14 protein-coding genes and 1 pseudogene are annotated in these 15,601 nt (G+C 66.0%); 9 read left to right on the top strand and 6 right to left on the bottom strand.

Features of this window, described 5'->3' with window-relative positions:
• Positions 1-2 precede the first annotated feature (2 nt).
• Genes K1T34_RS42435 through K1T34_RS42425 form a run of 3 tightly spaced genes read left to right on the top strand, consistent with a single transcriptional unit; the run spans position 3 to position 3,224 of the window.
• The gene (locus tag K1T34_RS42435; protein ID WP_220240281.1) at positions 3-1,352 is read left to right on the top strand and encodes an acetyl/propionyl/methylcrotonyl-CoA carboxylase subunit alpha; all 1,350 of its coding nucleotides are present in this window, start codon (positions 3-5) and stop codon (positions 1,350-1,352) included.
• Positions 1,349-2,254, top strand: a complete 906-nt coding sequence (locus K1T34_RS42430) for an allophanate hydrolase subunit 1 (protein ID WP_255637978.1) — start codon at positions 1,349-1,351, stop codon at positions 2,252-2,254. The genes K1T34_RS42435 and K1T34_RS42430 overlap by 4 nt, the downstream gene beginning before the upstream one ends.
• Positions 2,244-3,224: a biotin-dependent carboxyltransferase family protein gene (locus K1T34_RS42425; protein ID WP_220240280.1), complete on the top strand. Its 981-nt coding sequence runs from the start codon at positions 2,244-2,246 to the stop codon at positions 3,222-3,224. The genes K1T34_RS42430 and K1T34_RS42425 overlap by 11 nt, the downstream gene beginning before the upstream one ends.
• Positions 3,225-3,234: 10 nt before the next feature.
• Here the strand turns inward: K1T34_RS42425 and K1T34_RS42420 are convergent, their stop codons facing one another.
• Positions 3,235-3,750 carry a hypothetical protein gene (locus K1T34_RS42420; RefSeq protein ID WP_220240279.1) on the bottom strand — a complete coding sequence of 172 codons (516 nt, stop codon included), beginning with the start codon at positions 3,748-3,750 and terminating at the stop codon, positions 3,235-3,237.
• Between the two features lie 1,047 nt (positions 3,751-4,797).
• On the opposite strand from K1T34_RS42420, the gene K1T34_RS42415 reads away from it, so the two are divergent.
• On the top strand, positions 4,798-5,145 hold the full coding sequence (locus K1T34_RS42415) for a hypothetical protein (RefSeq protein WP_220240278.1): 348 nt from the start codon (positions 4,798-4,800) through the stop codon (positions 5,143-5,145).
• Positions 5,146-6,689: 1,544 nt separating this feature from the next.
• Here K1T34_RS42415 and K1T34_RS54045 read toward each other — a convergent pair.
• From K1T34_RS54045 to K1T34_RS42390, 4 genes are all read right to left on the bottom strand, one after another.
• On the bottom strand, positions 6,690-6,887 hold the full coding sequence (locus tag K1T34_RS54045) for a hypothetical protein (protein ID WP_255637976.1): 198 nt from the start codon (positions 6,885-6,887) through the stop codon (positions 6,690-6,692).
• A gap of 512 nt (positions 6,888-7,399) precedes the next feature.
• The gene (locus K1T34_RS42400) at positions 7,400-7,642 is read right to left on the bottom strand and encodes a hypothetical protein (protein WP_220240276.1); all 243 of its coding nucleotides are present in this window, start codon (positions 7,640-7,642) and stop codon (positions 7,400-7,402) included.
• Positions 7,643-7,741: 99 nt separating this feature from the next.
• The gene (locus tag K1T34_RS42395) at positions 7,742-7,987 is read right to left on the bottom strand and encodes a hypothetical protein (protein WP_220240275.1); all 246 of its coding nucleotides are present in this window, start codon (positions 7,985-7,987) and stop codon (positions 7,742-7,744) included.
• 443 nt (positions 7,988-8,430) lie between these two features.
• Positions 8,431-9,096: a hypothetical protein gene (locus K1T34_RS42390; RefSeq protein ID WP_220240274.1), complete on the bottom strand. Its 666-nt coding sequence runs from the start codon at positions 9,094-9,096 to the stop codon at positions 8,431-8,433.
• A gap of 308 nt (positions 9,097-9,404) precedes the next feature.
• On the opposite strand from K1T34_RS42390, the gene K1T34_RS42385 reads away from it, so the two are divergent.
• From K1T34_RS42385 to K1T34_RS42365, 5 genes and pseudogenes are all read left to right on the top strand, one after another.
• Entirely contained in the window at positions 9,405-10,517 is a 1,113-nt protein-coding gene (locus K1T34_RS42385) for an IS630 family transposase (RefSeq protein WP_220240188.1), read from the top strand.
• Positions 10,518-10,828: 311 nt separating this feature from the next.
• Positions 10,829-12,226, top strand: coding sequence for a M1 family metallopeptidase (locus tag K1T34_RS42380; protein WP_255637975.1), 1,398 nt, complete (start codon positions 10,829-10,831; stop codon positions 12,224-12,226).
• A gap of 99 nt (positions 12,227-12,325) precedes the next feature.
• Positions 12,326-12,817: pseudogene (locus K1T34_RS42375) on the top strand (transposase family protein); the annotation flags it as partial.
• 678 nt (positions 12,818-13,495) lie between these two features.
• A complete protein-coding gene (locus K1T34_RS42370) occupies positions 13,496-13,951 on the top strand; it encodes a sigma-70 family RNA polymerase sigma factor (RefSeq protein ID WP_220240273.1) in 456 nt (151 codons plus the stop codon).
• A 73-nt stretch (positions 13,952-14,024) separates the two neighbouring features.
• Entirely contained in the window at positions 14,025-14,756 is a 732-nt protein-coding gene (locus K1T34_RS42365; protein ID WP_255637974.1) for a TetR/AcrR family transcriptional regulator, read from the top strand.
• A gap of 55 nt (positions 14,757-14,811) precedes the next feature.
• Here the strand turns inward: K1T34_RS42365 and K1T34_RS42360 are convergent, their stop codons facing one another.
• On the bottom strand, positions 14,812-15,501 hold the full coding sequence (locus tag K1T34_RS42360; protein ID WP_220240272.1) for an alpha/beta fold hydrolase: 690 nt from the start codon (positions 15,499-15,501) through the stop codon (positions 14,812-14,814).
• Between the last annotated feature and the right edge of the window lie 100 nt (positions 15,502-15,601).

The following is a 15,601-nucleotide window of genomic DNA, read 5'->3' as shown; positions in this document are numbered from 1 at the left end:
GCGTGCGCAAGCTCCTCATCGCCAACCGCGGCGAGATCGCCGTCCGGATCATGCGCACCGCCCGCGAGCTGGGCCTCACCACCGTCGCCGTGTGCAGTGAAGCGGATCGCGATTCGCTTGCGGCGCGGACCGCCGACGAAGCCGTGGTGATCGGCCCGCCGCCGGCCCGCGACAGCTACCTCGACCAGGACGCCGTTCTGAAGGCGGCGCGCGACACCGGCGCCGACGCCGTGCACCCCGGTTTCGGTTTCCTGTCCGAGAACGCCGCTTTCGCGCAGGCCGTGCTCGACGCCGGGTTCACGTGGGTCGGCCCAGCGCCCGACGCGATCCGGCTCATGGGCGACAAGGTCGCCGCCCGCGAAGCCGCTCGCAAGGCGGGGGTGCCGGTGCTGGCCGGTTCCGGCGGACCGCTCGACCCCGACGCCGACCCGCTCGCGGTCGCCCGCGAGGTCGGTTTCCCGTTGGTGCTCAAGGCGTCCGCGGGTGGCGGCGGCCGGGGCATCCGGCTCGTCACCGATCCGACCGACTTCCTCTCCGCGCTCGACCTCACGCGGTCCGAGGCGCGGGCGAGCTTCGGCGACGACACGATGTACCTGGAGCGGTTCGTCGAACGCGCGCGCCACGTCGAGGTGCAGGTGCTCGGCGACGGCGAACGCGTGATCCACCTCGGCGACCGCGATTGCTCGATGCAGCGCCGCTCGCAGAAGGTGCTCGAGGAGGCCCCCGCGCCCGACCTGCCCGACGAGGTCCGCGAACGGATCCGCCACTCGTCGATCGATCTCGCGCAGGCCTGCCAATACCGCGGGGTCGGCACGGTCGAGTTCCTGTACGACCCGGTGCGCCGTGAAGCGGCATTCATCGAGATGAACACGCGCCTGCAGGTCGAGCACCCCGTGACCGAGCTCGTGACGGGCATCGACCTCGTCGAGCAGCAGCTGCGGATCGCCCGCGGCGAACCGCTCGGCCTGGCCCAGGACGACGTCACGTTCACCGGGCACGCCTTCGAATCGCGCATCAACGCCGAAGACCCCGACCGCGGGTTCATGCCGAGCCCCGGCACGGTCGAAACCCTGACGTGGCCGTCCGGCGCGCGGGTGGACAGCGGGGTCGAGGCGGGTGACGCGGTGGCGCCGTACTACGACTCGATGATCGCCAAGCTGATCGTGCACGGCCCCGACCGCGCCGCAGCGATGGCGCAGATGACCGAGGCGCTGCGCGGCGTCGAGATCACCGGGATCGCGACGACGATCGGCCTGCACCTGACCCTGTTCGCGCGGCCCGAGTTCGCCGCGGTCGAGCACCACACGAAGTTCATCGAAACGGCTCCCGGACTGCTGAAGGAGACGGCGTGAGCGCACCGCAGACCCTGCCCGCCCAGGCCCGCTACACGTGGGGCGGCGACGAGTTCCTGTTCGTCGAGATCGCGGAGGAGATGAGCCTGCCGGGGAACCTGCGGGCCATGGGCATCGCACGCGCGCTGGCCGCGAAGTCCCTCGACGGCGTGGTCGACATCTGCCCGGCCAACGCGTCGCTGCTCATCCGCTTCGACCCCGACGTGGTGGCGCCGGCCGACCTCGAGACCACCGTCCGGGAGCTGGAAACCGCGACGCAGCGGCAAAGCAGCACCGTGCTGTCGACCCGGATCATCGAAGTCCCCGTGTGGTACGACGATCCGTACACCCGCGAGGTCGGCGCGCGGTTTCGCGAGGGGTACCACCAGGACCCGAGTGGCAATGACCTCGACTACGCGGCGCGGATCAACGACCTCGACGGCGCGGCCGAGTTCATCCAGCGCCACCACACGAACCCGTGGATCGTCTCGATGGTCGGGTTCGTCGCCGGCCTGCCGTTCCTGTTCCAGCTGGTCGGCCGCGACAAACAGCTGGAGGTGCCAAAGTACCTAAGCCCGCGCACGGACACCCCGAAGCTGACCGTGGGTCACGGCGGGTGCTTCGCCTGCATCTACTCCGTGCGCGGCGCGGGCGGTTACCAGATGTTCGGCATCGCGGCGGCGCCGATCTTCGACCCGGCGCAGAAGCTGGCCGACTTCGCCGATTCCATGGTGTTCTTCCGGCCCGGCGACGTCGTGAAGTTCACGCCGGTGTCCGAAGAGGAGTACCGCGCGATCGAAGCCGAAGTGGCAGCAGGCACGTTCCGCTACCGGATCGTGCCCGTCGAGTTCGACACCGAGCGGGCCGTCGCCGACCCAGAGGCCTACAACGCCACCCTGCTGGAGGTGCTCCGTGGCAAGTGAGCGCGCGATCGAGATCAGCCAGCCCGGACTGGCGACGACCGTCCAGGACCGCGGCCGCATCCGCTACTACGACCTGGGCATCCCGCAGGGCGGGGCGCTCGACCAGTACTCGGCCGAGCTGGCCAACGCGTTGGTGGGCAACCGCGACGGCGAAGCGCTGCTCGAGTGCACCTACCTCGGCCCGGTCCTGCGCGCCCACGGCTCGCTGGAGGTCGCGGTGACCGGCGCGCCGGTGCCGGTGAAGGTCAACGGCGAGGAACGTCCTCAGTGGACCCGCCTGGCACTGGCCGACGGCGACGAGCTGTCCTTCGGTTACATCGGCGGCGGCTCCCGCTACTTCCTCGCGTTCTCCGGTGGCATCGACGTGCCCGCGGTGCTGGGCAGCCGCTCGACGTACCTGCTCGGCGCCCTCGGCGGGTTCCGAGGGCGGAAGCTAGAGCCGGGGGACGTGGTGCCGATCGGCGCGCCGGCGAACCCGCCGCCCGGCGACACCGTCGCCGAGGAACACCGGCCGGTTTTCGGCCCGCAGCAACAGGTCCGCGTGATGTTGGGGCTCTACGACCACCGCCTCACCGAACGCGGCCTCGCCAACCTGACCGAGCAGGAGTGGACGCTCACCCCGGTCGCCGACCGCGCCGGCCTGCGCTACGACGGCCCCGGCGTCGAGTGGCGCGAACGCGTGCAGCCCTTCGGCGCCGGCTCCGACCCGTCGAACATCGTCGACGCCGGTTACGCTGTGGGCTCCATCCAGATCCCCGGCGGCACGCAACCCATCATCCTGCACCGCGACGCCGTCTCCGGTGGCGGCTACGCGATGGTGGCCACGGTGATCAGCGCCGACATGGACGTCGTGGCCCGCGCCGCGCCGGGCACGAAAACCCGCTTCGTCCCCGTCGACCTCGACACCGCGCTGGTCGCCCGCAAGGACCGCGCGCAGCGCCTCGCGGCGGCGATCAGCTCGCTCGGCTGAGCGCCTCGGGTCACGAGCGGACCCGCCGTTCTGGGCGGACCAGCGACACGGCCGTGTCGACCGCTGCGGCCACGTCGTCATCCGGCGGGTAGAGCAGGGACCGGCCGACGATCAGGCCGCGGACGCCGGGCTGCGCGAGAGCGGCGCGCCAGGATTCGTAGGGCGAGAGGTCGTTGACCGCGCGGCCCTCGACTCGGCGGGTGAGGATTGGCTCCAGTATCGCGACGACCCCGGCGCGGTTGAGCTCGGTGACGGCACGGCCGCAGGTCTCGAGCGTGGCGACGGTCGCGGGGTCGCCGACGTCGACGCGCGCCAGCATCTTCGCGGCTTCGAACCCGGCGTCGATGGTGCCGCGCACGTCGTAGCCGGTCATGCGGTCGTCCATTTCGAACACGGATCCGGCCAGGCCGCCGCGGTTCATCGAGGAGACGACGACCAGCACCCACGACCACGCCGACCACCCGCAGTTGCGCGTCGTTTCGTTCGGCTTCGGGCACGGACTACCGCCCGAAGCCGGCCTCGTCATCGACCTGCGCGAGTGGTTCCGCGACCCGCACGTCTCTCCGGAACTTAGCCGACTCGCTGTCCCTGTGCCACGGGTCGCCGGGTTCGGTCGCCAGCCACGTGAGCGCGAACGCGCGTGCATCATCGGTCAGCTCAGTTGTTTCGAACAAAACTTCACAGTGATGCAAGGATACGTCAGTGGCAGCACGTTCTATACCACGGGAAATATGGGCGCAGTGACCGCGCGCTCCTGAGGGAAACAATGAAACAGATGCCGAGGTTCATAGATCCGAGCGCTTCAACTCCTCGCGGTTACGTCGCACCGGAAGTCTGTGAAGTTGTCAACGGGCGCGCAGCCTTGGACGAGGTCGACAATGCCGCGACAGTTTTCGCCGGTAAAGGATCCGTCCGTGCAAAACGGTGTGCGGAGTAGATACCGGCTATTCGTCCGATGGAAGCCGGATGGTTCAGCATGGTGACAGTGGCGGCCCTGTCGAGGTGCACGACACCACGGGTGGACTCGTCGTTCTCGGCGTGATCAGTGCGGGCAACGTCGGAGACGAAACAATCCCGAACCGGGCAACCATGTCGTCTTCTCTGATGCCCAGTTTGTCTGCCAGATCAATGTTTGCTAAGCCGCCTACACTTGACCCATGAGCCCGCGTCGAAAAGTGTCGGCACCAGTAAGATCACGTGTCCGGTCGATGGCGGCGGCCCTCGTCACCGTCATCGCGCTCAGCACTGCCGCGTGCAAACGCGATAGCGATCTCCATCCAGTACCACCGGTAACCAACACGGTCTCGACCGTGGTCACAACTCCCTGACGCTCCCGAAGGGGGCGGTGCTGCCGCACCGCCCCCTTCGGAACCAATCTCGAACGACCGGTCCTGCCCTGCGATCATGTTGCGCAACGTAGACCAAGCACCGGCGGCGTTGGGGTACTCGGGCGGGCAGCCAGCATTACCGTATCCAAGGCGACGTTCAGAACCGAATTCGGCGTTGGTCGGAGTTTTGCACAGCTCGCCGAACGCACTGTCCCAACCCAGACCGACATCGCAGCGTCAACAACATGGAACCGCTCGCGCCGGGCGACGCCAGCCAGATCCGCGGGTCCACAGTGCACCTGACCGTCTACGGCGACACGATGATCCGGACCGGCGAAGGCGTGCAGCGGCTGGACATCGGTGACTGGGAAGGCTCGGCTTGCGACCCAGGCACGCGAAGGGACTCGCTGGGCGAACATCGGACACCCGCAGCGCAGCAGAACAGGACGCTCGCCGGTTCGCCCAGCGACTTCGGCAAACTGACCAGAACCCCGCCTTTTGAAGAACGGGCGTGCGCCGGCGGGCGGATTCAACACCCTGGCAAGTTCTTCCCGGATCCGGAAGCCTCAGCGGCCACGCGCACTCGGACTTGATCCGCTCAGCACCCCGCGCATCCATGCCATGTGACGGCACAGGTCGGGACCGTGAAAGTTCCGACTGCGGCCGGAAAAAGCCGCCACCGCACAAGCCCGCCCCAGGTATGAACGGACCACCGGCGCAACGGGACTCTTACCCGAGCCCGAGGTGCCGCGCACAGTCGCCAGGCGGATCGCGTCCGATCCCGTTGGCGCCATCCCCACCAGCCTAGACAGTCACCGCCGTCACGGGCTCCGCATCTGGCACCGGTCGAGCCAAAGGACCACCAAAGCCAAACACCCACCATGCGAGGAGGGCGCTACAGGATTCGGAAATCCCTCTGGCGCTAGCAATCGCAGGACAGGTTTCGAGCAGACTAGCTCGGCGACCCTAGCCGTCACCCGAATGGCCCTACACGAGACGTCGAATCTCGTGCAGCCCGGACAGCCGCCGGACGATGCTCGCCACCAAGAGGCAAAACACCAGGTCAGGACCTATGATTTGACCCCTTGAGCACAGCAGGAAGAACGGAGACCTAACGGAGCCCAGAACGGCCGTTCGCAACAGCAACACGATTGCTATGCTGACATAACCGCAGGTAGAGGCCATGTAATCGACGACCGTTTCAAAATCACCACGGTCGAACCCGCGGGCTTTTAATCCCCCGGTTAGTGATGTCAACGAGTGTTACATAGTGCGCCCAGGGTTGATTAGCGCAGGTCAAGGCGCATTTTTCATGAGCGTTTGTGTCGGCCGGTGTCGCACCGTATCGGGCGCTCCGTGAGCAACGGAGCCCAACCGGAGACCAGGGCCGGCTAGGGCGTGTCTGACAAACGTTGTGGGTAGTGGCTGGGATGCTGCCGGTCGTGTCGCGGTTTCAGTTGCTGTCGGATGAGCAGTGGGCGTTGATCGAGGATCTGCTGCCGGTGCGTACCGGCAAGTAGGGCCGTCCGTTTTCCGAACCTCGACGGCGTACAGCTCGAAATCGACGAGTGGCCACAGATCCCGCCGTATCTGGAGATCGAGGCCGGCCCGGCAACGGACGTCGTCCGGACGGCCGGCATTCTCGGCTACCCCGAGGACCAACTGACAAGCGAAAATACAACCAAGGTCTACAGCCACTACGGAATTGACCTAAGCACCATTGAAGTACGGACGTTTTAACAAGAACCCAGGCAGAGCGCGCATTTAGCCGGATTCACGCCCGCGCGGGAAGACGGGACAAGCGCATTGGTGCAGATGTTCGCGCCAGGGATGTGACCGACGCCGAGCAGCAGCGAGTCCAGGCGCGGGTGGACGAGATCGCGGCGGTTGTGCCTCAGCTGAACGCCACTCGACCGCCACCCACCTCCTGGAACAGGGCGTCGACCTCGTCGTGATCAAGGAGCTCCTCGGCCACGCCCACATCGGCGTAGCCGCCGACGTCTACGCCCACGTGAGGCTCCGCCTCCAGCGCCAAGCCCTCTATGAACGTCGGTGCCCCCCACGAGACCTCGTGGGGGGCACCGACGTTCGGCCCTGTTGCCGTCAGCGTTGCCGTCACACGCCGATCCAGGTCCTTCTACGCGTCTCCGCCTGCATCAGAAATCGGCAGGTTGAAGAACTGATATACGGCTACTCGCTGGGCTTCCACAGAAGTCACCTGCGATGGTTCAGCCGCAGCGAAGATGTCGACAATCTCTTTCTCTTCGTAAGACCGGGAGAGGACTGCGGCAAAGCGGCCACTATCCATCTGTTGCTGCATTCCGGAGGGAAACACGTCCGGTCGCGCTCCCTGGCAGCAAAGCAGGAGATCTTCCTTCCCTAGGGCGGTTCGAGCGCTCAGGAGACACTTGAACAGATTCGACTCAGTGAAGGACTGCCAGTCTCGACCTGAGAGCTTCATTCTCAAGCCCAACCCTTCCCTATCAAGGATCTCGAATGAGACTGGAATGGCTGAGGATCCTCGCCCTACAGCCAGCAGTTCAACCGATTCCATGCCTCACCGCCCGCGCGTCGCACCGAACGGGATCACAGCGCTGACCAGCCGCAACGACCTCGATATAACCGGCGAGTTCAGTGAGTTGGCCGACGTGTTCGCCACCGCCCCTCGGCGGCCAGGCCGGCATCCCGGACGGTGAGATCGTCGTCCAGATCGTCCGCGGCCGGCCGGACCTCGAACTCCAGAAATCCTCAATGCCCGCATTCCCGGCTCCAAGTTAATATCCGTGCGCATACTCCCATGGCCAGTTAGCTTGCCCCGTCAACTCGAACTAAACGTCCACACATTCACTATTTATCGAATTCATCTAGCCAGGATTGGAAATCATCCGCGTCATGCAGATACACTCCCGGACCTTGCTGAAGGTCAGCACCGGCCAACCTATCGAGCGCAGTCCAAAGAGTCGCATCAGAGGAATACCTTGCGGATTCGCATTTAATCAGCGGCAGAGCCCAGTCTGCGACTTCTTCCCGCGTCAATAAGCCCTCAACTAGGGCAATCATCCTGCCCCTGACCTGCTCGTGGATCTGCACTACCAGCTCCCCGTATTATTGCCGTTGGTGTCGAACATGTAGTGAACCTTACTCCCAGCGGTTGCGCTAACGTCGGGACGAACGATTCTAACATTTCCATTATGATCCAACCTTTCGTGCCACATACGGGTAGCCCCCGTCACCGGCTGTCGCAAGTTCTTCGGCGCCTGTGGCGACAATGGTTCGGCCTTCGGCGGCAGCCGCGCCTTCGAGCAGGTGGGCACCGGCCTCGGCGGCGATTTCGGCCCCGTGGGCGGCGGCGCCGACGGGCACGAACCACGAGCCGACTTCGACGGCGCCCTTGGCGCATCCGAGGAGCTCGAAGTCGCTGATGCAGTTGTCCACGACGTCCTTGGCGCCGGAGTTGTCACACTCTTCCAACTGGTGTAGTCAGGATTGCGGAACAACAGCCGCTGGGATCCTGCTCAGTCGAAATGGTCGGACCTTCGTCTTCCGGGTGTCCTTCGAAACGAAGCGGCCGCTGCCGGGAACGGGCTCGTTGTAGCCCCCGGGACCGAGCCACTTCTCAGCAGCGTCCAGTGCCGCGTCTGTGCTGATCCTAGTCCCATCGACAGGATGCCCGTCCGCGTCGTACTGACCACACGAACTCCATGGTGCGGAGTTGTGCGCGAGAACGGTACGTTGGCGGTCGATGGCGACGTAGTACGTGTGGTCGACATCGATGGTCAGGTTGTACACGCGCGTCGGAAGCTGTCGGTTTTGGATCGAATCGACTCGAACCGAGGTGTCAGATTCGTCCTGGAGCCAAGACCCGGGGCTTCAGCTCATCAGCACGCACCCAACGGTGAGAGTCGGGTGCCCACAGGGGGGTGGTTGTTCGTGGCGACAAGACATGCGTGAGGCCCGAAGCTGATTTCGGACACTTGTTTCCAGCCCTCGCCGATGATGGTGCCGACTACAGCCTGGCGTCTCAAGGCGCCTGCCGCGGGGTCATGTGCAGCGACGAGATCCCCGACTCTGAGTTGCTCGATCGACTTACGGCTTCCGTCAGCCATCAGCACCAGCGTTCCGGGCAGGAAATTGTTGCAGGTCTTGACGCTGGACAGCTTTTGCTCCGCGACCTCAACCGCTCGCAAGTCCGCCATCGCCTTGTCCCGACGTCGGATCCACGACAGCGTGTCCTTGAACGCCGTGACGATCTTCCCGCCCTTGAGGATCTTGCCGCAGGGCAGCGCGGTCAGCACCTCCCAGCCGCAGGCAGCGAGGTTGAAGTCCTTGATGCAGTTGTCGACGATGCCCTTCACACCGATGATCTCCTGCAGGATGTCACCCCCGACCTGGATGGCGATGTCGACCCAGCTGCGTTTGTCCGCGGCGGCCTTCTTCGCCTCCTCGTACTCGGCTTGGTTCGCAGCGGCTGCGGCAGTTGTGATCGCAGCTGCCGCAGCGTTCGCTTGCCTTCGTTGGTGGGCTCCGCGAGTCGCTCCGGGCATGGCCCCGCCCGACATGTTTGAAGTTGGAGGATGGCTTTGGTACGGACCAACAGTTCTTCCCGGCTCGTGGCTGACTTGAGATGGGTCTCAGTGACGAACGTGTATCGCCAGGTCCCGACTTGACTTTGTCGCGGACGAACCGGGGCCCACTCTTCGGCTGCGCGCTGGTCCTCGAGCCCATCGGTGTCGAGCGCTTCCTCCGGTCCGACTGGCCTTGGACGACCCAGTGGACACCGTCCTTGCCAAGGACGATGAAGTCTGACTAGTGTCCTGCGTCGTTAATTCGTCGTCATTTAGACTCTGATGGCATGTCTGATGGTGTCGCGGGACGTCGGGGGCCGAAGCTTGAGCCGGTGCTGCTCACCGATGAGGAGCGGTCCACGCTGGAACGCTGGGTGCGGCGGCGAAATTCGGCGCAGGCTTTGGCTGCACGCTCTCGGATTGTGCTGGCGTGCGCCCAGGACGGTGTGCCTCCGGTTGTGGGTGTGGCGAAGGATCTCGGCGTGTCGCCGGACATGGTCCGCAAGTGGCGTCGACGATTCCTGGCACACCGTCTCGACGGGTTGGTCGATGAACCTCGGCCCGGTCGTCCGCCGGTGATCGGGGTCGAGGACGTGGAAGCGGTGGTGGTGGCGACTCTGGAGGAAATCCCGAAGGACGCTACGCACTGGTCGCGTGCGTCGATGGCGCAGCACAGTGGCTTGTCCAAGTCGACCGTCGGCCGGATTTGGCGGAAGTTTCAGCTCAAGCCGCACCTGACCGACACCTTCAAGCTGTCGACCGATCCGTTGTTCGTGGAGAAAGTGCACGACGTTGTCGGGTTGTATTTCAATCCGCCCGACGGTGCGATCGTGCTTTCTGTTGACGAGAAGTCCCAGATCCAGGCTTTGGATCGGTCCCAGCCGGTGCTTCCGATGATGCCCGGTATGCCTGAGCGTCGTACTCATGACTACGTTCGTAACGGTCTGACCACGCTGTTCGCGGCGTTCGACGTCGCCACCGGCGAGGTCGTCAGCGCCCTGCACCGCCGGCATCGGGCTGCGGAGTTCAAGAAGTTCCTCGCCAAGATCGACAAGCAGGTCCCCGCTCATCTGCAGATCCATCTGATCTGCGACAACTACGGCACCCACAAAACACCAGCGATTCGGGCGTGGCTGGAACGGCACCCTCGTTTTCACATGCACTTCACTCCGACCGGTTCCTCCTGGATCAATCAGGTTGAGCGGTGGTTCGGTTTCCTTGCCGATCAGCAGATCAGGCGCGGTGTCCACAAGAACGTCCAGAACCTCGAAGCTGACATCCGCTCGTGGATCAAGGAATGGAACGACAACCCCAGGCCTTTCATCTGGACCAAGACCGCCGCTGAGATCCTCGAGTCACTCGCCAACTTCTGCCGACGAATTTCTGACGCAGGACACTAGTACTTCTTGCCGCTGTTGCGTTCGATCCACACACTGCTGCTGGGGTTTCGCGGTGGTGACCCTGCACCACCGGTGGTCGGACAGGCCCCCTGCTCTTCCGTCGGATGTTGCGTGCAACCTCCGACGGAAGGTCCTCAAGCGATTGCCCCGGAAACCTCAGCGGCACGACCGGCCCGGGAACCGCCCGAACCGAACGTTCGAAGCCGCCGCAACAGACTTGATCCGCGTGTCGGATCGGTCCTACTCTTCAGCGTCGACCACTGCCGAGGAGGACCAAACCAATGCGAGGCGCCAACCGTAGCCGTGGCCACTTGTTGATCATCTCCGGCGCCCTGGCCGCCGGTCTGCTGGCCGCGACGAGCCCGGCAGCGGATGCGGCGCCGGCACGAGAACCGCTGTACTCCCCTGGTGCCCCAGGCGCCGGGGATCCGTATTTCCCCGACATGGGCAACGGCGGCTACGACGTCAGTCACTACGACATCCGGCTGGCGTTCAACCCCGAAACCAAAGCAATCAACGCGACCACGACGATCCTCGCCACGGCCACACAGGATCTCTCCCGCTTCGACCTGGACTTCCAGGGACCGCTGAAGATCAGCAGGCTCTCGGTGGACGGCCGAAACACCCCCTACAGCCGCAGCGGTGCCCAGGAGTTGGCGATCACCCCGCCGCACGGTCTACGGAAGGGTAGCTCGTTCGTCGTCTCGGTGAGCTACGCCGGCGTCCCGCAGAAGATCGACGACCCCGCGCTGGGCGTCTCCGGCTGGGTCGCCACCAAGGACGGCGCGGTCGCGCTCAACCAGCCGATCGGTGCGGCGACCTACTACCCGGTGAACGACACCACCGACGACAAAGCGACCTACACCCAGACCATCACCGTCCCCACCGGACTCACGGTGCTGGCCAACGGCGAACCCGGGCCCACCACCACGCACGATCACCAGACCACCTTCCGCTGGACCATGAACCGGCCGATGGCCAGCGAGCTGAGCATGCTCGCGATCGGCAACTACGACGTCACCCGCGGCGTGGCGGCCGGCGGCCTGCCGAACATCACCGCGATCGGCAAGTCGATCGACACCAAGCCCGGTCAGGGCAAGGTGTTCAACCAGACCACGGCGCAGGTCATCCAATGGGAATCCTCGATGTACGGGCGGTACCCGTTCGACTCGACCGGCGGCATCCTCGCCGACGTCGGCGTCGACTACGCCCTCGAGACGCAGAGCCGGCCGGTCTACGATCAGAGCACCAGCGATGTCGACGGCGACCTGCTCGCCCACGAACTCGGCCACCAGTGGTTCGGCGACAGCCTCACTCCCGTGCACTGGTCGGACATCTGGCTCAACGAAGGCTTCGCGACCTACTCCGAGTGGCTCTACCAGGAGAAATTCAACAACGTCCCCGTGCAACAGACCTTCGCGAAGGCCTACGCCGACGAGAAGGACTGGAGCGGCGAAGTCGCCGACCCCGGACGTGATCACATCTTCGACGACCTGGTCTACAACCGCGGTGCGATGACACTGCAGGCGCTGCGCATGAAGATCGGCGACCGCGCCTTCTTCGAAGTGCTCACGCAGTGGCCGACCGCTCACCGATACGGCAACGTCTCGACGCGGCAATTCATCCAGTTCGTCGAGCGACTGACCCACCGCAACCTCGACTCGTTCTTCCACGCCTGGCTCTACCAAGCGGGCAAGCCGGCACTCTGACCACGTCATGGACTGCACCGACCGCATCACGCTCTCCTAAGGGATGTCTCGTCACCCGGTGTCGGGCTGGCTGGGTCGGTAGTTGATCCTGTCGGTGTGGTGCAGGTGATCACAGCGTCGCGGCCGGAGTGGATTGCCCCGTTCACCGGGCGGGAACCGGGTCAGCTCCGCAAGCCGATACGGCTGGTCGCCAAGCGGGGCGGAAACGAGATCGCGGACGGACGGCCGGGCCGGCAGTGGGCATTGCCCCTGGCAGACCGGGTTCTGCTGGTCGCGACCTATTGACGGACGAACCTGACCACGCGCCAGATCGGCCCGCTGTTCGGGGCATCGCACTCGCCGCGCACCGGGGGAAGCGACACGATCGGCCCACTGCTGGCGCTGGCCCCGGTCCGCAAACGCCGGATCGATGCAGTCGCGATCGTCGACGGCACTCTGGTCCCGACCCGGGATCACCGGCTGACCACCCCGTCGAAGAACTACCGCTACTCGAGCAATGTGCAGGTCGCCATCGACGCCGAGACCAGATTGGTGATCGCCACCGGCAATCCGCAACCGGGCAGCCGCAACGTCTGCACCGCCTACCACGACCGACGTCGGCTGGGAATAGATCAAGAACACCACCGTCGCCTGGGCCAGGCCGTGCGCGCGACGTGGCTGCTGATCACCCAGCCCGGCGTCACCGCCGCCGACGAGCAACCGCTGCCGCGCACCTTCCGCCGCCGGGCCGAGCGCGAGGGCTACAACCCCCACGCCGTGCGCGTCGTGCGGATCCACGATCGCGCCGACACCCCACAGCGCGAGCAGCACGCCGAACGCAGCTACCAGGTCCGGTGGACCGTTCGCGGGCATTGGCGCAACCAGTGGTACACCTCGCGCGGTGAACACCGGCCCGTGTGGATCAACCCGCACGTGAAGGGCCCAGCGGAGGCCCCGCTGCGCACCGGCGCGACCGTGTACCTCCTGGGCGGCGCGGGCTCCGCTGCACCCGAACATCCGCCGACCGGGGACGTGATGTTCTCGGCCTGGCCGAGAACGCGCCCAAGAACCTCGATCTCCACCTCGATTCCCGCGTTCGCCCGGATCGTCGGCCAGCTCGTGCTCATCGGCTGGGCCTTCTGGCACGCCGTTCCGCGGCTGAGGGCCTGACCTCGACGATCTGCGTGCAACTGCCCCTTGCGGGGGTGATTGCTGGAGAAAGTTCGGCGGAGCGAGCAACTTTTCGGTGTCCTGAGTGATCAAGGGGGTTGTTACTGCAGGAGATGGGGGGTGGGTGTGCGGGGGCCGGGCGAGCGGTTTGAGGTGTTCGTCGAGCAGCACTACGGCGAGCTGTTGCGGTACGCACTGGTGTTGACCGGCGACCGGGGCGAGGCCGAGGACGTGGTGCACGATGCGCTGCTGAAGGTGGTCAAGCACGTCAGTCGCGCGGACATCGCGCACGAACGTGCCTACGCACGGCAGGTGTTGTTCCGGGTGTTCCTGGCCCGCCGTGACCGCGGTCGGCGGGAGCGGCTGGTGCCCGACGCGGGTGCCGACGTTCAGGCCCAGGGTGATGCGTTCGTCGTGTCGGCCGGCCGGGCGGAGATGGTCGCGCTGCTGCACCGGCTGCCGCCGCGGATGCGGGCGGTGCTGGCCGCCCGCTTCTACCTGGACCTGAGTGAAGCCGAGACCGCGCGGCTGATCAATACCCGTCCCAGTCACGGGAGCGGCACGCTGTCGTTCTGATCGCGGGCCGTTGTCAAGCGGCCCGGGTCCGCCACGCCGCGAAGTCGCAGGGCAGCCCGGTAAAATCCGATGCGTGACCGAGTCCCGCGAAGCCAAGCCGGGTAGCCCGGGCCCGACCCGGCGGGACGCGAAGGCGAACCTCGAACGGGTCGTGGCGGCCGCGGCCGGGGTCTTTGCCGAGCACGGCTGCGGCGCCACCCTCGCCGACGTGGCCAAGGCTGCCGGGGTCGGCGTGGCCACGGTGTACCGCACGTTCCCGACGAAAGACGACCTGATCCACGACGTCTACGCGCCGTTGTTCGAGATCGCCGAGCAGCAGGCGATCGACGCGAGCCTGGATCCGGACCCGTGGGCTGGCATCGCCGGGTTCCTCGAGAAATCGGTCACTACCCTGGCCCCCGACAGGGGGTTCCGGGAGCTGCTCACCGGGTCCTACAGCCAGACGCTGGGCTGGTCGCGTCCGCGCACCCCGCACCGGCTGGCGAAGCTGGTCGAGGACACCCACAACCGCACCGGCAAGCACCTCGGCGAGATCGTGCGGCGCGCGCGGGATGCCGGGCTCGTGCGCGACGATCTCGTGGCCGGCGACCTGTTGCTGCTGTCGATGGCCGTGCAGACCTCCGTCGAGTTCGGTGGCGCGACCCACCCCCGCCTGTACCGCCGGATGATCGGCTTCCTCATGGACAGCCTCCAGCCCGCTCGCGACGCCCCCACCCCGTTGCCCGAACCTGGGCTCACCGACCGGCAGATCGCCGCCCTGGAACGAGGTCGGCGCCGGCGGATCTCGAATACCACCAAAAAGTAGCCCGGACCGGTGAAGGGCGCGGCCGGATGCCGGCCGCGCCCTCCACCGACGACGGTCAGACCGCCGCTGCGGCCTTCTTGATCACGTCGACCACCGCGGCGGGCTGCGATTCGAACAACGAGTGGCTGGCCCCGACCTCCGTGACCGTCGCTCCGGCACGCTCGGCCATCGCATGCTGCGCGGGCGGCGGGATCATCCGGTCCTCGGACGCCACCAGGTACCAACTCGGCTTCACGCGCCACGCCGGCTGACTCACTGCACCGGCGAGAGCGTCGACACCCCAAGGAACCTGCGAGTCGGCGAGGAACCGCGCGCGTTCCGCCGTGAGGTCACCGGAGAACGAGGCGTGGAACTTCTCCTTGTCCAGGAACAGGAATCCATCCTGCGGCGGCAGGATCGGCGGCACCGGCGCGCCCGGAGGCGGGTCGGCGATGAGCGTGTTCACCGACTCCCCCTTGTCGGGGACGAACGCGGCAATGTAGGCCAGCGCGACGACGTTGTCGTGGGTGCCGGCCTCACTGATCACCGCGCCGCCATAGGAATGTCCGACCAGGACAGTGGGACCGTCCTGCTGGTCGAGGATCCTCCGCGTGGCGGCGGCGTCGCCCGCCAGCGACAGGGTCGGGTTCTGCACGACGCTCACGGAGTAGCCGTCGCGGACGAGCAGGCCGTGGACCTGAGCCCAACCCGAACCGTCGACGAACCCGCCGTGGACGAGGACGACGTTGCGCGCTCCTGCGCTCATGATTGTCTCCCTGAGGGTGGTGGTCCTGATGAGGTTCTCGGCTGACGTCCCCTCCCCGGAGCACGCGGGCGCACCCTGGCCGGGACCCGGTTCAGGGGTA

The sequence above is a fragment of the Amycolatopsis sp. DSM 110486 genome (assembly GCF_019468465.1).
Taxonomy (GTDB): domain Bacteria; phylum Actinomycetota; class Actinomycetes; order Mycobacteriales; family Pseudonocardiaceae; genus Amycolatopsis.
Note: the sequence above shows the minus strand (reverse complement) of the source record. Positions and strands in the feature narration are given on the sequence as shown.